Genomic DNA, 20,302 nt, shown 5'->3' with positions numbered 1-20,302 from the left:
GGCGGTAACCCCTGTTCCTGGTCAAGATGTGACGATTAGATGACTACCCCTTGCGCTTATAACCAAATATTCATTAGCGTCCCGGTCATTCCCAAGCGCACCTGCCCACCGCAGCTGCCGCCTGACGCCTCGGGAGGCCAACCCTCATGCGTGTTCCTCGGATCAGCCGTACCCGGTACGCGGCCGTGGGCGTCGTGCTCGCCACCGCCGGTGCCCTCGCGCTGCCGGCCGGCACCGCCGTCGCGGCTCCCGCGGCCGACTCGACGACCGGTCCGCTGATGAGCTACGTCGTCAACACCAAGGCCAACCACGGCCAGGTGCAGAAGGTCGAGAAGGCCATCACCGGCCTCGGCGGCACCGTCGTCCAGTCCTACGAGCAGGTCGGCGTCGTCGTCGCCCGCTCGAACGACACCAAGTTCGCCGAGAAGCTGCGCCTGGCCAAGGGCGTCGACTCGGTCGGCGCCAGCCGCACCAAGGGCATCCAGGCCTCCGACCAGGGCAAGGCCGAGGTCGCCACCGAGTCGGCCGCCGTGGCGGCCGCCCCGGGTGAGGACCCCGACGAGGCCTACCAGTGGGACATGCGTCAGATCGGTGCCGACAAGGCCCACAAGATCTCGCTCGGCAGCCGCAACGTCACCGTCGGCGTGCTGGACTCCGGCATCGACGCCACCCACGAGGACCTGGCCGCCAACGTGGACGCCTCGCAGTCGGTCTCCTGCATCGACGGCAAGACGAACACCGACTGGAAGGCCTGGCAGCCGACCACCAGCGACCACGGCACCCACGTGGCCGGCACCATCGGCGCCGCCAAGAACGGCAAGGGCATCGTCGGCGTCGCGCCGAACGTGAAGCTGGCCGCCGTCAAGGTCGTCGACGACGGCGGGTTCATCTACCCGGAGAACGCGGTCTGCGGCTTCGTCTGGGCCGGCGAGCACGGCTTCAAGGTCACGAACAACAGCTACTTCGTCGACCCGTGGATGTTCAACTGCAAGACGGACAAGGACCAGGCGGCCATCTCGGACGCCGTCCGCAAGGCCGTCGCCTTCTCGCAGCGCAAGGGCGTGCTCAACATCGCCGCCGCCGGCAACGAGAACATCGACCTGGCGCACAAGACCGTCGACGTGGCCAGCCCGGACGACACCACCCCCGGCACCCGCCCGGTCACCAACGACTGCCTGTCGCTGCCGACCGAGCTGCCCGGCGTCGTGGCCGTCTCCGCGGTCGGCTCCGACGGCGTCAAGGCGTACTACTCCAGCTACGGCAAGGGCGTTGTGTCCGTCACCGCGCCGGGTGGCGACCGCCGCTTCCAGTTCCCGAACACCCCGGACAAGGACGGCCGCATCCGGTCGACCATCCCCGGTGGCAAGTACGGCTACATGCAGGGCACCTCGATGGCCACCCCGCACGTCGCCGGCGTGGCCGCGCTGCTCGCCAGCACCTTCCCGTGGGCCAGCCCGGACGAGCTGACCGAGCTGCTGACCACCCACGCCGAGTCCGTCCCGTGCCCGAAGGGCGAGTTCAACCCGGGCGGTGCCGGCACCTGGAAGGCCACCTGCGAGGGCGGCGCGGACGACAACGGCTTCTACGGCGCGGGCCTGGTCAACGCCGAGAAGGCGGTCCAGTGGTGGCGCTGACGCGCTGACCGCGGACAGCACTGAACAGTAGAGCCGGGGAGCGGGACCACTGGGTCCCGCTCCCCGGCCGCGTTCGCGCACCGGCCGGTCGCGGGTGATCGCCCTTCGGTCGCTGTTCGGTCGCATTCGAGCACCAGGGCACCGCGGCACCGCGGCGCCGGAGTGCCGGAGTGCCGGAGCACCGGCCGCGGTCGCCCCGCGCCCGACCCGACGAAGAACTACCGCTCCTCGTCGAAGTGGTGCTCCCAGACCGTCTCCACCGACGGCTTGCCGTGCAGGTCCGGCACCTCCTGGAGCCAGGCCGGCCGCCCCGCCCTGGTCCGGGCCGCCCGCCGCCGCTCCGCCTCGCGCAGCTGCTCGGGCGTGGCGAAGCCCTCCGGCAGCCACTCCTCGGAGAGCACCACCCGGGCGGCCAGGTGCGTGACGTAGGCGTGCCGCACGGCGTCCACCGAGTCGAAGCCGGGCTCGCCGGCCAGCCACTCGTCCGGGACCAGCGCCACGACCTCCTCCAGCAGCGGCACGGTGACCAGCGGCCCGAGCTCCTCGTCGGCCAGCCGGACGTCCGGGGCCGAGCCGCCGAGCGCGTGGGCGCTGAGGTCGTACCGCTTGCCGACCGCCGCCCCGGCCCCCGCCCAGCGGTGGTGGAAGATCAGCGCGGCGCCGTTGTCGATCAGCCAGAGCCGCCCGTGCCAGACCACCAGGTTGGGGTTGTGCACGGTGCGGTCGACGTTGCCGGTCAGGGCGTCCAGCCAGACCACCCGGCCCGCCTCGGCGGAGTCCACCGCGATCATCCCCGGCGTGAAGTCCCGCGCGCCGGGCAGCAGGTCCATCCCGAGGTTGAGGCCGGCGCTGGCCTTGAGCATGTCCTGGATCTCGGTGTCCGGCTCCTGGGCGGCGACGGCCGGGTCGAAGTCCACCAGCCGCAGCTCCGGCACCCGCAGGCCCAGCCGCCGGGCCAGCTCGCCCACGATCACTTCGGCGATCAGCGCCTTGCGGCCCTGCGCGGCCCCGGTGAACTTGACCACGTACGTTCCCAGGTCGTCGGTCTCCACCACGCCGGGGACGGAGCCGCCGGCCCGCAGCGGATCGACGTAGCGCACGGCAGTCACCAGATCGAGCACACCGGCCACCCTATCCCGCCGCGTCGCGGGCGTGAGCCTGTGATTGGCTTGCCGGACAGAGCGGTTCCCACCGGATGAGGAGAGCAAGGTCATGGGACAGGTGCAGGCCACCACGGAGCGGGTCTACGACGCGGCCCCCGAGCGGGTGTACGAGGCGCTGGCCGACTACCAGGTGACCCGCCCGAAGCTGCTGCCCGCGCAGTACAGCGAGTACGAGGTGCGGGTCGGCGGCACCGGTGCCGGCACCCAGGTGCACTGGCGGCTCCAGGCCACCGAGAAGCGGGTGCGCGACTGCCTCTTCACCGTCTCCGCGCCCGAGCCCGACCAGCTGGTGGAGAAGGACGCCAACTCCAGCATGGTGATCACCTGGACGGTCTCGGCCGTCGGCGAGGGCCGCTCCAAGGTCACCGTGATCGCCACCTGGCAGGGCGCGACCGGCATCGGCGGCTTCTTCGAGCGCACCTTCGCCCCGAAGGGCCTCAACCGGATCCACGACCAGGTGCTGGCCAACCTGGCCGCCGAGGTCCGCTGAGCCTGAGCCCGCTCAGGGACCACCGGGACCTCCCGAGAACCGCTGCGGCCGCCGAGGGCCGCCGCGGCCGTCCGGCCCCCGCCGGAATCGCCAACCGCGCGATTCGCGCGCGTGGATCCATCGAAGCGCTCGAATCGCCTGCCGATTCGAGCGCTTCGGTCTCCCGTACGAGCCGAAAGCCGTACGGGTGGCCGAACCGCCACCTGCGGGTGACGAGAGCCGCCCGGAACCGGCGAGCCACCCTAGGCTCGCCGCCGTGCATATGACGATCCTTCACATTTCACAGCCGGTGGACGGCGGGGTCGCCCGCGTCGTCGCCGATCTGGTCAGGGGCCAGCGGGAGGCCGGCCACCGGGTCATGGTCGCCTGCCCGCGCGGCGGGCGGCTGGCCGGGGAGGCCGCCGCGGTGGGCGCGCTGGTCCAGGACTGGCCCGCGCGGCGCTCGCCCGGCCCGGGCACCCCCGCCGAGGCCTGGCGGCTGCGCCGGATCGTCCGGGCGGCGGCGCCCGACGTGGTCCACCTGCACAGCGCCAAGGCCGGGCTGGCGGGCCGGCTCGCGGTGCGCGGCGCGGTGCCGACCGTCTTCCAGCCGCACGCCTGGTCGTTCGCCGCCGTCGACGGTGCGCTGGGCGCCGCCACCCTGCGCTGGGAGCGGTTCGCGACCCGCTGGGCGCACCGGGTGCTGTGCGTCAGCGTCCAGGAGCGGGCCGACGGCGTGGCGGCGGGGGTGCACGCCGACTGGGCGGTGGTGCCCAACGGCGTGGACGTGCGCCACTACGCGCCCGCCGACCGCCGCGCCGCCCGGATCGCGCTCGGTCTGGACCTGGACGCCCCGCTCGCGGTGTGCGTCGGGCGGCTGTGCCGGCAGAAGGGCCAGGACGTGCTGCTGGCCGCCTGGCCGGAGGTGCTGCGCCGGGTGCCGCGGGCCCGGCTGGCGCTGGTCGGCGGCGGGCCGGAGGAGCAGCGGGTGGCGGAGCTGGTCCGGCAGACCGCCGAGCCCGCCCGGATCCGGCTGGTCGGGGACGTGCCGGATCCGCGCCCGTGGCTGGCGGCGGCCGATCTGGTGGTGCTGCCCTCGCGCTGGGAGGGGATGGCGCTGGCCCCGCTGGAGGCGATGGCGGCCGCCCGTCCGGTGCTGCTGACCGATGTGCCCGGTGCCCGGGAGTGCCTGCCGCCGTCCGAGCTCGCGCGGGCGGTGGTCCCGCCCGAGGACGCGCGGGCCCTCGCCGCCCGAATGGGGGACGCGCTGTCCGATTCGATCGAATGCGAGCGCCGCGGTGCCCGGTTGCGCGACCACGTGATCGGTCGGCACGACGTGCGCACCGTGGTCGAACAGGTGGACGTTCTCTACCGTCACCTGCTGGGTGCGGGCCCGGCGTCGGGGCGCCGCCGGGCCCGTGTCCCAGAGCGGATCTGATCGTTTCACATGCCGTGAATGCCCGCCGTTTCCGGTGTTGTCGTATTCGCACCCTCAACTGGATGCGGAGGCGAGGCATTAAATCCGAAATACCTATTAATGGGCGGCTGGAATGAATCGGCAAGTCAACTTCCGCTCCGTACGGCCCGGTTCTGTATTGTCGGATTTTGCCTGCTTCGTTCTGATTTCATGCCGGGAATTCACGGCTGAGCTCCGTGCGACCGACTCCTTCGTGACCGGTTCCTTCGCAATCGGCCCCGCCACCGGACATCCGGAAGCCGCCAGCGGCAGCAGGCGCTGTCAGGACCGCGCCCACCGGGCCGGGACGGCAGCCCCGCGCCAGCCGGTGCCGGGGCACCGTCACCCCGGGCACACAGCAGGGGAGATCGTGCGCTGATGACCATTGACCACGACAGTGTGCCGCGCTCGGGAGGGCCCCTCTCCGGTCCCCGCCGGCCCGGTACCGGGCTGCTCGACCGGCCGGCGGGAGCGGCGCGCCCTGGGGTGGTCACGTCGCCGCGCCGGCCCCGCGGGGCGGTCCGCTCCCGGCTGGCCCTGTCGCTCGCCCTGGTCCAGGCCGACATCATCGCGCTGTGCTCCGCCGGCGGCATCGCCAACCACGCCGTCGACCCCGCCGCCCCGCTCGACCCCCTGCTCGGCGTCCCCGCCGTCCTGCCCCTGCTGCTCCTGCTCAACCTGGCCGGCGGCCTCTACCGCTCCCGGCTCACCCTCTCCGTCCTGGACGAACTGCCCGCCCTCACCGCCCGGGCCGTGGTCGCCACCGCCTTCGCCGTCACCCTGTCCGGCTGCCTCGACGGCCGCTGGCCCGACTGCGGCCCGGCCAGCCCCGCCCGGCTCACCGTCCTGCTCGGCGCCCAGCTGCTGATCGCCGCCGTCGGCCGCGCCGTCCTCTACCACCTGGTCCGGCGGATCCGCCGCAGCCGCCCCAGCCCCGTCCTGGTGCTCGGCGCCGGCCGGCTCGGCCGCCGGGTCGCCACCGCCCTGCGCGAGCACGGCGAGTACGGGATGCGCCCGGTCGGCTTCCTCGACGCCGACCCGCCGCTGCTGCCCGGCGGCACCGACCTGCCCGTCCTCGGCGGCCGCGAGGCACTGGAACGCGAAGTGCGCCGGCACGGTGTCCAGCAGGTGGTCGCCACCGCCGGCGCCGCCGACGAGGCCGAGACCGCCGCGACCCTGCGCGACGCCGCCCGGCTCGGCTGCCAGGTCTGGCTGGTGCCCGCGCTGCGCGAGTACGGCTCGCTGCCCGCCACCCCGGTCCCCGGCGGCGACCACCTGTGGGGCTTCCCCTGTCTGCGGGTCGGCCGCCCCGCGCGGCGCCGCCCCGGCTGGGCCGTCAAGCGCGCCCTGGACGTCACCGCCGCCACCGTCGGCCTGCTGCTGCTCGCCCCCGTCCTGGTGCTCTGCGCGCTCGCCGTCCGCTTCGACACCGGCCCCGGCGTGCTCTTCCGCCAGCAGCGCACCGGCCTGGACGGCAGGGTCTTCACCGTCCTCAAGTTCCGCACCCTGCGCCCGAGCAACGAGCACGAGTCGGCCACCCGCTGGAACATCTCCCAGGACCACCGGATGGGCACCGTCGGCCGGCTGCTGCGCAAGAGCTCGCTGGACGAGCTGCCCCAGCTGTGGAACGTCCTGCGCGGCGACATGAGCCTGGTCGGCCCGCGTCCCGAACGGCCGTACTTCGTCATGAGGTTCGGCCAGGCCTACCCCGAGTACGCCGACCGCCACCGGGTCCCGGTCGGCCTCACCGGCCTGGCCCAGGTCAACGGTCTGCGCGGGGACACCTCCATCGAGGACCGGGCCCGCTTCGACAACCGCTACATCGAGAGCTGGAGCCTCTGGCAGGACGTCAAGATCCTGTGCCGCACGGCGGCCCTGATGCTCCACCCGGACGGGAGCTGACCCCGCGTGGCCCTGACCCTCCCCGCCCTCCACCGCCCGGTCTTACGCGGGGCCCTGCCCGCGCTCGCGCAGCGCACCAGCCCGCTGGCCGCCGCCACCGTCCTGCTGGTCTGCGTGCCCACCGGCCAGAAGGACGTCGCCGCCGCCGTCCACATCACCGCCGCCGACCTCGCCTCGCTGGCCCTGGTCGCCCTCACCGCGCTCGACCTGCTGCGCGGACGCCTGCCCGCGATCAGCCGCACCGCCTGCGCCCTGTTCGGCGCGGTCGTGGTCGCCGCCGCCGTCGCCACCGTCGGCTCGATCGACCCCGCCGCGAGCGCCACCGGCTTCGTCCGCCTCACCCAGGTGTTCGTCCTGGTCCCCGCCGCCGTCCTCTGCTCCCTGCGCGACCGCACCGACCAGCGCCTGGTCCTCGGCTCCTTCGTGCTCGCCGCACTGATCCAGGGCGTGGTCGGCGCCAAGCAGTACCTCACCCACACCGGCGCCTCCTACACCGGCCAGCCGATCCGGGCCGTCGGCACCTTCGGCGCCCTCGACATCATGGCGATGTCCAGCGTGGTCAGCTACGGGCTGCTCGCCGCCCTCGCGCTCGGCCTCGCCGAGCGCGGCCCCGACGGCAACGCCCGGCTGCGCCGCGCCATGTTCGCCGCCGCCGCCTTCCTCGCCTTCCCGCTGGCCGTCTCCTTCAGCCGCGGCAGCTGGATCGCCACCGGCCTCGCCGCCACCGTGCTGCTGCTGCGCGTCGACGCCCGGCTGCTGGTGCGCGGCGCGGTCCTCGGCCTGGCCGCCGCGGTCGTCCTGGTCGGCGGCCTCGGCCTCGGCGGCTCCGGCGTCACCAAGCGGCTCAGCTCGATCGGCTCCGTCTCCGCCGCCCCCGACCAGTCCGTCTCCGACCGGTACGACCTGTGGTCCACCGCCGGACGGATCTGGCAGGACCACCCCGTGCACGGCGCCGGACCCAAGGCCTTCCAGCAACTGCGCGACAGCCACGCCCCGCTGCGGCTGTCCTCCGGCAGCGACGCCGCCGACGCCACCATCGGCTTCCAGCGCGAACCGCTGCTCTCCCCGCACAACATGTACCTCCTGGTGCTGAGCGAGCAGGGCCTGATCGGCATCACCGCCTACGCCGCGCTCTTCCTCGCCCTGCTGACCGGCTGCCTGCGCCACCGCCACCGCCACGGCCCCGGGCTCGCCGCACTCGCCCTGCTCACCTGGGTGCTGGTCGACTTCCTGTACGCGGACATCGGCGGCGCCACCACCGTACTGACCTCCGTCGTCCTCGGCCTCGCCGCCCGCGCGGCCGCCCACCGACCCGAGCGTCCCGCCACCGGCCCGGTGGCCACCGGAGCGGCCCGGTGACCACCGACCCGCCCGCCGTCGTCGTCCCCTCCCTCCCGGCCCCCCGCGGCGCCACCGGCGAGGACCCGCCCGCCGAGCCCCACCCGGCCCCCCGGCGCGGCTTCCTCGCCAAGGCCTTCGGCATCACCGCCGTCCTCAGCGCCGCCGGCTCCGGCCTCGGCCTGCTGCGCGACCTCCTGCTGGCCCGCTACTTCGGCGCCAACCAGGGCACCGACGCCTTCCTGGTCGCCTGGACCGTCCCCGAGACCGCCGCACCGCTGCTGATCGAGGACGCCATGTCCTTCCTCATGGTGCCCGCCTTCGCCCTCGCCCTGGTGCTGCGCGAGGAGGACCCGGACGCCCCCGACCCGGTCCGCCAGCTGGTCCGCGCCACCCTGCCCTGGCTGCTGATCGCGCTCGGCGGCCTCGCCCTGGCCGTCGTCCTGGGCGCCCCGGAACTGGTCGACCTGCTCGCCCCCGGCCTCACCGACCCCGCCCTGGCCGTCACCTGCACCCGGATCACCGCGATCACCGTGCTGCCCTTCGGCGTGGCCGGCTACCTGGCCGCCGCGCTGCGCGCCCACCACCGCTTCCCCGCCCCGGCCGGCATCTACGTCGCCTACAACCTCGGCATCCTCGCCGTCCTGCTCTGCCTCCACGCCTACCTCGGGGTGCGCTCCGCCGCCCTCGGCGTCGCGGCCGGCAGCCTGCTGATGGCCGGTCTGCTGGTCGGCCCCTTCCTGCGCCGGCTGCGCCAGGGCCCGCCCGACACCGGCCGCGGCCGCCGCTCGCGCCGGGCCCTGGTGCTGATGCCGCTGGCCCTGCTGCCGGTGGCCGCCTTCACCCTCACCCGCCAGTCGCAGGTCTTCGTCGAGCGCTACCTCGGCTCGGCGCTGCCGCCCGGCACCATCTCGCACCTCAACTACGCGGCCAAGGTCTCCCAGCTCGCCATGACGGCGGGTCTCCTGATCTGCACCGTCACCTTCCCGCTGGTCGCCCGGGCGCTCGCCGCCGGGGACCTCACCGCCGCCCGCGACCGGGTGGAGAAGGACCTCGGCCAGGCGACGGCCGTCGTCCTGCTCGGCACCGCCTTCCTGATGGCGTGCGCCCCCTCGGTGGTCTCGCTGCTGTTCGAACGCGGCGCCTTCGGCCCGCACGACACCGCCGCCACCGCCGACGTCATCCGGGTGTACAGCTTCGGCCTGCCCGCCCAGGCACTGACCGGCGTGATGATCCGCCCCTACTTCTCGCTGCGCCCGGTGGTCCGCCGGGCCGACGACCCGGGCAGCGAGGACGGCCGCCGCCGGCTGCTGGACTGGTACCCGGCCGCCGCGATGGTGCTCGGCCTCGGCGTCACCGTCGCCACCGGCCTGCTCGCCACGCCCCGCTACGGCGCCCTGGGGCTGGCCGCCGGCAACGCGGCCGGCATCACCGCCGCCGCCGCCCTGCTGCTGCACGGCCTGGTGCTGCGGGGCATCCCGCTGCGGCTGCGCCGGGTGCTCGGCGGCCACGGCCGGCTGGTGGCCGCCGCCGCCGGGGCCGCCGTGCTCGGCGCCGCCGTCGCCGGACCGACCGCCGACCCCCTGCTCTCGACCCTCCTCGGGGGCCTCACCGTCGTGCTGGCCTTCGCGGCCCTCGGCACCGGGCTCGGCGCCCGCGAGGTGCGCGGCCCGGTCCTCGCCGTCGCCCGGGCGCTGGGGCCCGTCCGGAACCCGCCAACCGCCGCCGAAGAAGGGAAGCGTCCCGATGGACAATGAACGGGGCACCGTCCGTTCGGCCCGGGCGAGCGTCAGCAGCGCACCGCCGCACCGGGCACGACTGCCCAGGAGCCGCCACCCGGTCGGTGAACCGCCGATCCCCGGCTCCGCCTCGCCGTGGATCCTGATGTACCACTCGGTGGCGGTCGAGACGGAGGACCCCTACCGGCTCACCGTCAGCCCCGAGCGGTTCGCCGAACAGATCGCCTGGCTGCACCGGCGCGGCCGGCGCGGCGTCTCCGTCCGCGAGCTGATGCGGGCCCGCGCCCTCGGCCGGGACGACAGGCTGGTCGGCCTCACCTTCGACGACGGCTACGCCGACTTCGCCCGGTACGCGGTGCCGATCCTCCGGGCGTACGGCTTCACCGCCACCGCGTACGTGGTCGCCGACCTGCTCGGCCGGGACAACGACTGGGACACCGAGGGCCCGCGCAAGAAGCTGCTCACCGTCCAGGAGGTCACCGAACTCGCCGCCGCGGGCTGGGAGATCGGCTCGCACGGCCTCGGCCACCGGGCGCTGCCCGGCCTGCCCGCCGAGGCCCTCGCCGTCCAGGCCCGGGAGAGCCGGCGCCTGCTGGAGGAGGCCGTCGGCGGCCCGGTCACCGGGTTCTGCTACCCGTACGGCGCCGTCGACCTGCCCGCCGCCCTGGCGGTGCGCGACGCCGGGTACGACCACGCCTGCGCCATCGCGCACTCCCCGCTCACCGGCCGCTTCGCCCTGCCCCGCTGCTACGTCGGCGACCGCGACGGCGCCTGGCGGCTGCGGGCCAAGCAGGGCCGGCACCGGCTGCGCGACGCCGTCACCGAGCTGCGCCACGCCCGCCGGGAGCCGCGGCCATGAGGGTGCTGCACATCGTCACCGGACTGGCCGCCGGCGGCGCCGAGCGCCAGCTCCACCTGCTGCTGCGACACCTGCCGGCGCACCAGCAGTGCGAGGTGCTCGCCCTGACCAACCCGGGCGCGGTCGCCGCCGCGCTGCGCTCCGACGGCGTCACCGTCCACCACCTCGACATGCGCGGCAACCGGGACCTCGGCGCGCTGCCCCGGCTGGTCCGGCTGGTCCGGGCCGGCCGCTACGACCTGGTGCACACCCACCTCTACCGGGCGCAGCTGTACGGTCGGCTGGCCGCCCGGCTGGCCGGGGTGCGCGCGGTGGTCTCCACCGAGCACTCGCTGCACGCCGGGGTGATCGAGGGCCGCCCCGTCACCCGGGGCGTCAAGGGCCTCTACCTGGCGGCCGAACGGCTCGGCAGCACCACTGTCGCGGTCTCCCGGCAGGTCGCCCAGACACTGCGTTCCTGGGGCGTCCCGCCCGCCCGGATCGAGCTGATCCCGAACGGCATCGACACCTCCCGCTACCGCCTCCCGCCCGCCGAACGGGCCGCCGCCCGCGGTCGGGTGCGGGCAGAAATCGGCCTGCCGCAGGGGAGTTGGGCGGTCGGCGGGGTGGGCCGGCTGGTGCCCGGCAAGCGCTTCGAGGTGCTGGTCGAGGCGCTCCCCGGGCTCGACCCGGCCACCCGGCTGGTGCTGGTCGGCGAGGGCCCGGAACGCGCCGCGCTGGAGCGCCGGGCCGAGGAACTCGGCGTGCGGGAGCGACTGGTGCTCACCGGCGAGCGCGACGACGTGCCCGAACTGCTGGCCGCCCTGGACGTGCTGGCCGCCCCCTCCACCGCGGAGACCTTCGGCCTCGGCGTCCTGGAAGGCCTCGCGGCCGGACTGCCGGTGCGCCACAGCGCCTGTCCGGCGCTCGACGAACTGCCGCCCAGCGCCGCCCCGCAGGCCCGCCGCATCCCCTCCGAGCCGGCCGCCTACACCGCCGCGCTGCGCGACCTGCGGCCGCTCAGCGGGCACATCGCCGACCCGCTGCCGCACCCCCCGGCCGTCGGCCACTACGACATCGCCCGGGTCGCCGCCGACCTGGGCGCCCTCTACGACCGGCTGGCCCGCGTCTGACCGCCCGCCACCGCCGGAACCGCCGTACCAGACCCAAGGAGCAAGACCCATGACCACACCGCGCCGAAGCGCCCGTCGCCTGGTCCGCCGCTGGTGGCCGGTGGTGCTGGCGGTACCGCTGGGCGCCGCGGCCGGCGCCGGGTACGCCGTCGTCTCGCCGCCGTCGTACGCCGCCAACGCCTACGTCCTCGTGGTCGCGCAGAACCCCGGGGAAGCCGCGATCGCGACCAACTTCGCCCAGGCGTACGGCCGGCTGGCCGGTCAGCCGCAGGTGCTCGCGGTCGCGGCCGCGGAGACCGGCCACACCCGGTCCGAGCTGGAGTCCCTGGTGCACGGGACGACCTCGCCGGACGCCCCGATGATCGAGCTCACCGGCACTGGTCGGCGCCCCCAGGAGGCCGCCCGGACCGCCGACGCGGTGGCCCGCTCGCTGGTCGCCTTCGCCAACACCAGCAGCAAGGACACCAACGTCCGGCTGGTGACGCTGTCCCCGGCCGCCGCGCCGGACAGGCCGACCACGCCCTCCGGGAAGCTGGACGTCGCGGTCGGCGGCGCGGCCGGGCTGCTGCTGGGCGCCCTCGTGATGATGAACCGCCGCCGGGGCGGCGCGGGGACGCCGGAGGCCGCCGGGAGTCCCGAGATGCCGCGGGTGCTGCGGGCCGCGCGGGCATCGCAGGCGGCGCAGGCCGCACAGGCCGCGCAGGCGGCGCAGCCCGCGCAGGAATCGGAGGCCCCCGCCGCCTCCGCGCCGGTGGCGGTCCCGACGACGCCGCGCCCGCGCCGAGAGGAGCCGGTCAAGGCCAGGACCGAGTCCGGTGGCGACTCCGCGCCCGGTGCCGAGGCCGGTGCCGAGGCCGAAGGGGCGAAGGCCGGGAACGTGAAGGCCGAGAGCGTGACGGTCGGGAACCTGAAGGCCGAGAGCGTGAAGAAGGGGAGTGCGAAGGCCGAGAAGAAGACCGTCGGGAAGCCCGGCAGGAAGCCCGGCGCCGGGGCCGCGGCGGCGGAGCAGCCCCCGGCCGAGGACCGGACCCCCGCGGTGGAGGAACAGCCCTCCGCCGTCGAGGAGCAGGCCCCCGCCGTCGAGGACCGGCCCGCCACCCAGGCCAAGGCGCCCGCCGGGAGCGCGCGATGAGCACCGAGACCCGCAGAAGCAGCCTGCCCGCCCAGGCGACGGCGCCGGCCTGGACCACCGAGCTCCACGGCGAGGACGACGCCCTGGACGTCCTCGCCGAGGAGTGGGACGACCTGGCCGGCCGCTGCCGGACCGCCACCTTCTTCCAGGCCGCCGACTGGCAGCGCTCCTGGTGGCGCCACTACGGCCGCCCGGGCAGCCTGCTCGTGGTGCTGGTCCGCCGGGACGGCCGGCTGGTCGGCGCGGGCGCCTTCGTGCGCCGCGGCGGACCGTTCGGCGGCCTGACCGGCCTCGGCGGCGGACTGGTCGACTACACCGACGTCCTGCTCGACGACGAGTGCGCCGACCGGGCCGCCGCCGAGTTCGCCGCCGCGCTCCCGCTCACCCGCCCCTGGCACTGGCTGGAACTGCGCGAGGTGCACCCCGAGGCGGCGGTGCAGCGGGTGTACGCGCACTGGAGCGGCAGCCGCCGCCGCTACCGGGACTCGCTCTGCCAGTACCTGCCGGCCGTCCCGATGGACCGGCTGCTCAAGCGGGCGCCCGGCAAGACCGCCCAGCGCAGCCGGGTGAAGCTCCGCAAGATCGCCGAGGCCGGGGTGACGGTCCGCTCCACCCCGGCGGCCGAGGTCCCGCAGGCGCTGGACGGGCTGCTGCGGCTGCACTTCCTGCAGTGGCAGGCGCGCGGCGTCACGCCCGAGCACCGCACCGAGCGGTTCGCGAGCCACCTGACCGAGTCCACCACCGGACTGGTCGGCTCCGGCAGGGCCACCGTCCACCAGTTCCACCTGGACGGCCAGCTGGTCGCGGTGAACCTGCTGCTGCTCTGCCCGTCCTTCGGCGGCCTGTACATGTACGGGGCGCACCCGGTGCTGCGCGAGCGGCTGGACATCGCCGGGCTGCTGTTCAGCGCGGCGTTGGACGAGACGGTCGGCGCGGGCGTCCCGGTGCTCGGCCTGCTGCGCGGCCAGGAGCCGTACAAGCAGCGCTGGCGGCCGGACCAGCTGTCCAACCACCGGCTGCTGCTCGGTCCGGCGGGGGCGGCGCCGGCGGCGGCCGTCCGCGCCGGGGCGGTGCGGGCCCGGCAGGCGGCGGCGCACCAGCTGCGCACCCGCTTCCCCCGGCTCAAGGAAGCGCTGCTGGCCCGCCGCCGCAGCTGAGCGCTCAGTGCCGGGCGTGCGGCGCGCCCGTCGGCCGGCCCGTCGACTTGCCCTTCGCCGGACGGGCCGACGGGCTCGCCGCCCTGCTCGGCGCGGTGCTGCCCCCGGGCACGGCGGGCGCGGCCGGCACGGCGGGCGGGCCCGGCGCCGCGGGCACGTCCGTCGCCGGGGTGGCCGTCGGCGCCGGTGCCTCCGTCGGCGCCCCCTTCGAACCGGACATCAGCTGCTTGAACATCGCCGCCGAGCGCGGATTGCGCTCGCACTGGAAGAAGCCGTGCGGACAGTAGTCGGTGACGGTCTGGTAGGCGGTGTCGTGGGTGCGGATCCAGTCGACCATCCGCTGCACGAACTCGGGGTTGTCGCCGTTGCGGAACAGCCCCCACTCCGGGTACGAGACCGGCTTGCCGCGCTTGGCGGCGAACTCCACCTGGTCCTGGAGGCCGTACGGCTCGCGCACGTAGTCGTCGAAGGTGCCGCCCGCCGGCTGGTCGTAGTTGTCCATGCCGATGATGTCGACCACGTCGTCACCGGGGTAGCACTTGGTCCACGGGACGGCGTCCAGGCCCCGGCTGGGGGCGAAGTCGAAGCGGAACCGCTGCCCGGGCACCGAGCGCATCACCCCGACGATCCGCCGCCAGTACGTCTTCCACGCGGCCGGGTCGGGCTTGCAGCGGTGGGTGTAGGTGGTGCCGTTCATCTCCCAGCCGAGCGTGAGCACGGTGTCCGCGCCGCCCAGCGCGACCAGCCGGCGCGCGAGCTTGAGGAAGTGCCCGTCGAAGTCCCCGCGCGCCCCCTGGGCCAGCAGGTCGGCGACCTCGCCGTCCGGCACCTTCGCCTCGCTGGGCACCAGCATGGGCACCCCGAGCACCAGCAGCCGGGACGGATCGGCCTGCCGCCACTGCGACCACAGGCCGAGCACCATCGGCTCGCCCTCGATGTCGCTCCAGCCGTTGCCCGCCAGATAGGTGTGGCCGACCTGCATGTTCGCGTCGCCCAGCCACTGCGCGTACCGGCCGATCTGCGGGATGTAGTCGTCCCAGGAACCGACGAAGGCACCGAACGGCGGCTCGTGGTTCGGCCGCTGGACCGGGGGGCGGGGGGCCGCGCCGCGGGGCTCGATGGCGTCGGAGGAGAGGGTGTGCCGTTCGGTCTGGCTGAACGGCGTCCCGGCCGGGACGCTGGCCGTGGCCATCAGCAGCAGGGTGGCGGCGGCCAGCGTCAGGCGGCCGATTCGCATGGTGCTCTCCTCCGGACGTCGCGTGGGCGGGGCGCACGGTCTCGGCGTGGACGGACCGTGGCGCCCCGCTCGCCGACAGTAGGCCCGAAGGGGGACGAAAAAGCCGAATGTCACCCTAAAGTGGGCGCCGATCGAACGCCGTCTGCCGCAAAGGCCGGCGACCCGCGGTCATGTATCAGCTTGGTAACGGTCCTGTCGGGCCCCCGTGGCCCGCTCCGCAACGCCCGGCGCGGCGGCCGGAACGCCGACGGCGCAGGTGGGCGGGTGGACGTGCGGGAAGGGCGCGCGGGGCTCGGCGGACGCCCGGCGGGACACGGCGACGGCGGAACCGGGCTGACTCGCGTGCCCGGTGAAAGGTACGCTCCGGCCGTGTCCTGGAAGCCGCTGCGTGTACTGACCCCCCGCTCGATCCTGCCTGCCTCGGCGGTGATGCTGGTCCTTGCGGCCGGAGCGGCGGCGCACGCGAACAAGCCGGTGCCGTTCGGCGACCGGGTCGCGGGACCGGGCGACGCCGGGGCGACACCGGTGAACTCCGAGTCGCTCAGCTCGGCCGACCTCGACCTGCGGGTCGGCCCCGGCCTGGAGGCCTTCCACAAGCGGACCGGCGAGCAGGCCTGGTCCTACCGCCGCGAGGGCGCCGAGGCGCTCTACCTCGCGATGGCCGGCGACAACGCGATCGTGGTCTGGGACGACGGCATGGTCACCTCGGTGCGCCCCGGCGACCACGAGGTGCGCTGGCACCGCGCGGTGCCGGGCCTGGCCGACTGGCTGCACGGCGACGGCGAGCCCGGCGCCGACAAGCGGACCGACGCCCAGCGCAAGGCGCTCGCCAAGCAGCGGGCCGCGGCCGCGCTGCACACCGTCCAGCGGGACGGCTCACCCTGGCTGGCCCTGGTCACCCCGAACCTGACCATGGGCCTGCGCGACGCCGACGGCGACCTGCGCTACAACGACAAGCCCTCCGGCAGCTGCGTCTACGACCCGCTGCGCGCCGTCCACACCGACTACGCCGTGCTCATCCCGCGCACCTGCGGCAACAGCAGCGGGCAGGCCGTCTCCGGCGGCATCACCGGCTACCGGCTGGACAGCAACGGCTGGGCGATGAACACCGGTCCGACCGCCACGGTCAAGGTGCTGGACCGCAGCCGGGTGGAGATCACGGACGGCCCGATCGTCCCGCCCAAGGTGTTCGACACCAAGGCGGCCGCGCCCGAGACGGCCTGCGGCAGCGTGGACGCGCCGTTCGCGGCGGTCCGCCCGCAGGGCGGCTGCGCGGCGGACCCGTCGGTGAACCCGGCCGTGGGCGACCCGGCGGCGAACCCGGCCGTGGGCGACCCGGCGGCCACCGGTACCGCGCCGGACGCCCCGGTGGGTACCGGCACCGTGCCGGACGCCCAGGCAGCCACCGGAGCGCCCGCGGGGGACCGGTCGGGCGCGCAGCCGCAGTAGCGGGGACGACCCGCGGACGACGGCCTTCGGCCCCGGAACCGGCGGGCGGCAGGCCGCCGGATACCCCGGGCCGGTACGCCTCCGAGGGTGACACGGGGCCCGGTAGACTTGCCGCCATGGCTATTTTCTCCGGGCAATAGCGGGCGGCGGCGCCAGGAGGGCCGCGCCGACCGCCGATGAAGTCCCCCTCACGCCAACCCGGCCCCGGGTCAGTCCTGCCCGGCCGCCCGCCCACGTCCCAGGAGCAGCTCCCAGCCATGATTTCCGCCAACGCCCTCGAACTGCGTGCCGGTGCCCGGATCCTGATCGAGTCCGCGAACTTCAAGGTCGCCGCCGGCGACCGGATCGGTCTGGTCGGCCGCAACGGCGCCGGCAAGACCACGCTCACCAAGGTGCTGGCGGGCGAGGGCCTGCCCGCCGCCGGTACCGTCACCCGTTCGGGCGAGGTCGGCTACCTCCCGCAGGACCCGCGCACCGGTGACCTGGAGGTCCTCGCCAAGGACCGCATCCTCTCCGCCCGCGGCCTCGACACCGTGCTGAAGAAGATGCGCGAGAACGAGGAGCGGATGGCCAACGGCAAGGGCGCCACCCGGGACAACGCGATGAAGAAGTACGCCCGGCTGGAGACCGAGTTCCTCACCAAGGGCGGGTACGCCGCCGAGGCCGAGGCCGCCACCATCGCCGCCGCGCTGGGCCTGCCGGACCGCATCCTCGGCCAGCCGCTGCACACCCTCTCCGGCGGTCAGCGCCGCCGGGTCGAGCTGGCCCGGATCCTCTTCTCGGACTCCGACGTGCTGCTCCTCGACGAGCCCACCAACCACCTGGACGCGGACTCGATCGTCTGGCTGCGGGACTTCCTGAAGACCTACAAGGGCGGCTTCATCGTCATCTCGCACGACGTCGACCTGGTCGAGACGGTCGTCAACAAGGTCTTCTACCTGGACGCCAACCGCTCCTGCATCGACGTCTACAACATGGGCTGGAAGCAGTACCAGCAGCAGCGCGAGGACGACGAGAAGCGCCGCAAGCGCGAGCGGGCCAACGCCGAGAAGAAGGCCGCGACCCTCAACGCCCAGGCCGACAAGATGCGGGCCAAGGCGACCAAGACGGTGGCCGCGCAGAACATGGCCCGCCGCGCCGACAAGCTGCTCTCCGGCCTGGAGCAGGTCCGGGTGAACGACAAGGTCGCCAAGCTGCGCTTCCCGGAGCCGGCCCCCTGCGGCAAGACCCCGCTGACCGCCAGCGGCCTGTCCAAGTCCTACGGCTCGCTGGAGATCTTCACCGACGTCGACCTGGCGATCGACCGCGGTTCCCGGGTCGTCGTGCTGGGCTTCAACGGCGCCGGCAAGACCACCCTGCTGCGGATGCTGGCCGGGGTGGAGCAGCCGGACACCGGCGAGGTGATCCCGGGCCACGGCCTGAAGATCGGCTACTACGCCCAGGAGCACGAGACGCTCGACCCGGACCGCAGCGTGCTGGAGAACATGCGCTCGGCCGCGCCCGACACCGACCTGGTGCAGATCCGCAAGATCCTCGGTTCCTTCCTGTTCTCCGGCGACGACGTCGACAAGCCGGCCGGGGTGCTCTCCGGCGGTGAGAAGACCCGTCTGGCGCTGGCCACCCTGGTGGTCTCCTCCGCCAACGTGCTGCTGCTCGACGAGCCCACCAACAACCTCGACCCGGCCAGCCGCGAGGAGATCCTGGGCGCGCTCCGCGAGTTCTCCGGCGCGGTCGTGCTGGTCACCCACGACGAGGGCGCGGTCGAGGCGCTCGACCCGGAGCGGATCATCCTTCTGCCGGACGGCGTGGAGGACCTCTGGAACCCGTCCTACGCCGATCTGGTCTCCTTGGCCTGACCGGAAGTAGACGCGAGATCCGCTTTTCGGATGAGAATATCTAGTCCTTTCGGCGTGTCCGGGAATGAAGTAGACCCGGATTCCGTTTAAGGACTTTCCGTCGGCCCGCCACTCGATCGTGGTCGGGCCGACGTTGCTGATCAGCCCTTTCTCGGCGAACGGCCGGATCCGCCAGGGGGCGTGCACTCTGCGTGAGCGCCCTGATGCGCTCGGATCACCACCGAAGGACCACGCATTTCCGACATCGACCTTGTCGAATGGGTGGCCAGGACGCGGTGGATGGGTGATCATGGGAATCTGACCGAGCAACGCTACGAGGAGGCACGGGTGGCCGAGACTCTGAAAAAGGGCAGCCGGGTGACCGGTGCCGCGCGTGAGAAGCTCGCGGCCGATCTCAAGAAGAAGTACGACTCCGGGGCGAGCATTCGCGCTCTCGCGGAGGAGACCGGTCGTTCGTACGGCTTTGTGCACCGGATGCTGAGCGAGTCCGGAGTGATTCTCCGGGGCCGCGGCGGTGCCACGCGGGGCAAGAACAAGGCGACTGCCGGGGCCGGTTCCTGACGGTTCGTCAGCCAGTGGCTGGATGACGCGGCGGCAGGGTGCCGGCCGAGGAGACGACAGCTGACCGTCAGCTGGGCGTCCGCCCTCGAGCCGTGCGGGCCGGCCGCCGATCGTCATGTCCGGGGTGAGGTCCTTCCCCCATTCTTCAATACCGTTCATTTCCCTTTCGCTCTTCGCCTCGCCGCGCATTCGCGCCTCGCGGGGCGTCGTGGAGTGCCGCAGGCCCCGTCGATCTCTCCGGGTCGGGAGCCCTGCCCAGGCGCGTCGAGTTTTGTTACTCTCCGGTAGCCAAGTCCCTCGCCACCGGAGGTCCCCGCATGACCGCTCCCGCCATCGACCCGCAGGCCCCGAGCTGGGAGCGGGACGGCGTCCGCCTGGAGATCGAGGGCGAACTCGCCGTCGTCACCCTGTGCCGACCCAAGCGGCGCAACGCCCAGTCGCCCGCGCTCTGGCGCACCCTCACCGACGCCGGCCGCGAGCTGCCCGGCAGCGTCCGGGTGGTGCTGCTGCGCGCGGAGGGGGTCTCCTTCTCCGCCGGGCTGGACCGGGCCATGTTCACCCCCGAGGGCATCCCGGGCGAGCCCACCTTCCTCCAGCTGGCCGCCTCCACCGACCGGGAGCTGGACGACGCCATCGCCTCGTACCAGGAGGCCTTCACCTGGTGGCGCCGTCCGGACCTGATCTCCATCGCGGCGGTCCAGGGCCACGCCGTCGGCGCGGGCTTCCAGCTGGCCCTCGGCTGCGACCTGCGGGTGGTCGCCGAGGACGTCCAGTTCGCGATGAAGGAGACCTCGCTGGGCCTCGTTCCGGACCTGGCCGGCACCAAGCCGCTCACCGAGCTCGTCGGCTACGCGCGGGCACTGGAGATCTGCGCGACCGGCCGCTGGGTGGGTGCCGAGGAGGCCGCCGCGATCGGGCTGGCCAACCTCGCCGTGTCGGGCGAGGACCTGGAGGCGGCCGCCCGCGACCTCGCGGCGGCCCTGCTGGCCGCTCCGCGCGGGGCGGTGATCGAGACCAAGGCCCTGCTGCAGGGGGCCGCCGGGCGTTCCTTCGACGAGCAGCGTTCGGCCGAACGGGTGGCGCAGGCCCGCCGGCTGCGGGAGCTCGCCGGGATCGGCGACTGACCGCACGGCGACGACGCAGGGCCCGGCCCCGGGGGGGACTTCCCCGGGGCCGGGCCCTTTTCTCCTGTGCGGGGTCTTTCGCGCGGGTCACCCGGGTGGGTCTCCCGGTGGGCC

The 20,302-nt window shown here is 74.3% G+C and carries 16 protein-coding genes; 14 read left to right on the top strand and 2 right to left on the bottom strand.

Annotation, left to right across the window (positions count from 1 at the left end):
* Positions 1 to 146 precede the first annotated feature (146 nt).
* Positions 147 to 1,634 carry a S8 family peptidase gene (locus tag ACWGKU_RS03525; RefSeq protein ID WP_401049560.1) on the top strand — a complete coding sequence of 496 codons (1,488 nt, stop codon included), beginning with the start codon at positions 147 to 149 and terminating at the stop codon, positions 1,632 to 1,634.
* A 218-nt stretch (positions 1,635 to 1,852) separates the two neighbouring features.
* Here the strand turns inward: ACWGKU_RS03525 and ACWGKU_RS03520 are convergent, their stop codons facing one another.
* A complete protein-coding gene (locus tag ACWGKU_RS03520) occupies positions 1,853 to 2,755 on the bottom strand; it encodes a HipA family kinase (protein WP_452178515.1) in 903 nt (300 codons plus the stop codon).
* A 91-nt stretch (positions 2,756 to 2,846) separates the two neighbouring features.
* Here ACWGKU_RS03520 and ACWGKU_RS03515 point away from each other — a divergent pair, with 91 nt between their 5' ends.
* The 9 genes from ACWGKU_RS03515 to ACWGKU_RS03475 all read left to right on the top strand — a co-directional run bounded on the left by ACWGKU_RS03515 (position 2,847) and on the right by ACWGKU_RS03475 (position 13,961).
* The gene (locus ACWGKU_RS03515) at positions 2,847 to 3,287 is read left to right on the top strand and encodes an SRPBCC family protein (protein ID WP_452178514.1); all 441 of its coding nucleotides are present in this window, start codon (positions 2,847 to 2,849) and stop codon (positions 3,285 to 3,287) included.
* A 262-nt stretch (positions 3,288 to 3,549) separates the two neighbouring features.
* Entirely contained in the window at positions 3,550 to 4,704 is a 1,155-nt protein-coding gene (locus tag ACWGKU_RS03510) for a glycosyltransferase (RefSeq protein WP_380353155.1), read from the top strand.
* 396 nt (positions 4,705 to 5,100) lie between these two features.
* On the top strand, positions 5,101 to 6,624 hold the full coding sequence (locus ACWGKU_RS03505) for a sugar transferase (RefSeq protein ID WP_452178513.1): 1,524 nt from the start codon (positions 5,101 to 5,103) through the stop codon (positions 6,622 to 6,624).
* Between the two features lie 6 nt (positions 6,625 to 6,630).
* Positions 6,631 to 7,983, top strand: a complete 1,353-nt coding sequence (locus ACWGKU_RS03500) for an O-antigen ligase family protein (RefSeq protein ID WP_452178512.1) — start codon at positions 6,631 to 6,633, stop codon at positions 7,981 to 7,983.
* Positions 7,980 to 9,719, top strand: coding sequence for a lipid II flippase MurJ (locus ACWGKU_RS03495; RefSeq protein WP_452178511.1), 1,740 nt, complete (start codon positions 7,980 to 7,982; stop codon positions 9,717 to 9,719). Before ACWGKU_RS03500 ends, ACWGKU_RS03495 begins: the two co-directional genes overlap by 4 nt.
* Positions 9,709 to 10,560: a polysaccharide deacetylase family protein gene (locus ACWGKU_RS03490; RefSeq protein WP_452178510.1), complete on the top strand. Its 852-nt coding sequence runs from the start codon at positions 9,709 to 9,711 to the stop codon at positions 10,558 to 10,560. Before ACWGKU_RS03495 ends, ACWGKU_RS03490 begins: the two co-directional genes overlap by 11 nt.
* A complete protein-coding gene (locus ACWGKU_RS03485) occupies positions 10,557 to 11,672 on the top strand; it encodes a glycosyltransferase (protein ID WP_452178509.1) in 1,116 nt (371 codons plus the stop codon). Before ACWGKU_RS03490 ends, ACWGKU_RS03485 begins: the two co-directional genes overlap by 4 nt.
* Before the next feature lie 49 nt (positions 11,673 to 11,721).
* The gene (locus tag ACWGKU_RS03480) at positions 11,722 to 12,804 is read left to right on the top strand and encodes a Wzz/FepE/Etk N-terminal domain-containing protein (RefSeq protein WP_452178508.1); all 1,083 of its coding nucleotides are present in this window, start codon (positions 11,722 to 11,724) and stop codon (positions 12,802 to 12,804) included.
* On the top strand, positions 12,801 to 13,961 hold the full coding sequence (locus ACWGKU_RS03475; protein ID WP_452178507.1) for a GNAT family N-acetyltransferase: 1,161 nt from the start codon (positions 12,801 to 12,803) through the stop codon (positions 13,959 to 13,961). The genes ACWGKU_RS03480 and ACWGKU_RS03475 overlap by 4 nt, the downstream gene beginning before the upstream one ends.
* A gap of 4 nt (positions 13,962 to 13,965) precedes the next feature.
* Here the strand turns inward: ACWGKU_RS03475 and ACWGKU_RS03470 are convergent, their stop codons facing one another.
* Complete coding sequence (locus ACWGKU_RS03470; RefSeq protein ID WP_452178506.1) at positions 13,966 to 15,198, bottom strand: glycoside hydrolase family 26 protein; 1,233 nt, start codon at positions 15,196 to 15,198, stop codon at positions 13,966 to 13,968.
* A gap of 369 nt (positions 15,199 to 15,567) precedes the next feature.
* Between ACWGKU_RS03470 and ACWGKU_RS03465 the strand changes: the two genes are divergently transcribed.
* The 4 genes from ACWGKU_RS03465 to ACWGKU_RS03450 all read left to right on the top strand — a co-directional run bounded on the left by ACWGKU_RS03465 (position 15,568) and on the right by ACWGKU_RS03450 (position 20,188).
* Complete coding sequence (locus ACWGKU_RS03465; protein WP_452178505.1) at positions 15,568 to 16,647, top strand: hypothetical protein; 1,080 nt, start codon at positions 15,568 to 15,570, stop codon at positions 16,645 to 16,647.
* Between the two features lie 257 nt (positions 16,648 to 16,904).
* Positions 16,905 to 18,503, top strand: a complete 1,599-nt coding sequence (locus tag ACWGKU_RS03460; RefSeq protein ID WP_359903323.1) for an ABC-F family ATP-binding cassette domain-containing protein — start codon at positions 16,905 to 16,907, stop codon at positions 18,501 to 18,503.
* A 327-nt stretch (positions 18,504 to 18,830) separates the two neighbouring features.
* Positions 18,831 to 19,064, top strand: a complete 234-nt coding sequence (locus ACWGKU_RS03455; protein WP_030059940.1) for a helix-turn-helix domain-containing protein — start codon at positions 18,831 to 18,833, stop codon at positions 19,062 to 19,064.
* A 317-nt stretch (positions 19,065 to 19,381) separates the two neighbouring features.
* Complete coding sequence (locus ACWGKU_RS03450; protein ID WP_452178504.1) at positions 19,382 to 20,188, top strand: enoyl-CoA hydratase/isomerase family protein; 807 nt, start codon at positions 19,382 to 19,384, stop codon at positions 20,186 to 20,188.
* Positions 20,189 to 20,302: the final 114 nt, after the last annotated feature.

This window comes from Kitasatospora sp. NPDC054768, from assembly GCF_053612025.1.
Note: the sequence above shows the minus strand (reverse complement) of the source record. Positions and strands in the feature narration are given on the sequence as shown.

What these genes read in the sequence shown, in the direction of transcription:
- ACWGKU_RS03510 (WP_380353155.1), top strand. Translation starts at nt 3,550, where the DNA reads ATGACGATCCTTCACATTTCACAGCCGGTGGACGGCGGGGTCGCCCGC.
- ACWGKU_RS03470 (WP_452178506.1), bottom strand. Translation starts at nt 15,198, where the DNA reads ATGCGAATCGGCCGCCTGACGCTGGCCGCCGCCACCCTGCTGCTGATG.
- ACWGKU_RS03525 (WP_401049560.1), top strand. Translation starts at nt 147, where the DNA reads ATGCGTGTTCCTCGGATCAGCCGTACCCGGTACGCGGCCGTGGGCGTC.
- ACWGKU_RS03475 (WP_452178507.1), top strand. Translation starts at nt 12,801, where the DNA reads ATGAGCACCGAGACCCGCAGAAGCAGCCTGCCCGCCCAGGCGACGGCG.
- ACWGKU_RS03515 (WP_452178514.1), top strand. Translation starts at nt 2,847, where the DNA reads ATGGGACAGGTGCAGGCCACCACGGAGCGGGTCTACGACGCGGCCCCC.
- ACWGKU_RS03505 (WP_452178513.1), top strand. Translation starts at nt 5,101, where the DNA reads ATGACCATTGACCACGACAGTGTGCCGCGCTCGGGAGGGCCCCTCTCC.
- ACWGKU_RS03460 (WP_359903323.1), top strand. Translation starts at nt 16,905, where the DNA reads ATGATTTCCGCCAACGCCCTCGAACTGCGTGCCGGTGCCCGGATCCTG.
- ACWGKU_RS03490 (WP_452178510.1), top strand. Translation starts at nt 9,709, where the DNA reads ATGGACAATGAACGGGGCACCGTCCGTTCGGCCCGGGCGAGCGTCAGC.
- ACWGKU_RS03480 (WP_452178508.1), top strand. Translation starts at nt 11,722, where the DNA reads ATGACCACACCGCGCCGAAGCGCCCGTCGCCTGGTCCGCCGCTGGTGG.
- ACWGKU_RS03485 (WP_452178509.1), top strand. Translation starts at nt 10,557, where the DNA reads ATGAGGGTGCTGCACATCGTCACCGGACTGGCCGCCGGCGGCGCCGAG.
- ACWGKU_RS03450 (WP_452178504.1), top strand. Translation starts at nt 19,382, where the DNA reads ATGACCGCTCCCGCCATCGACCCGCAGGCCCCGAGCTGGGAGCGGGAC.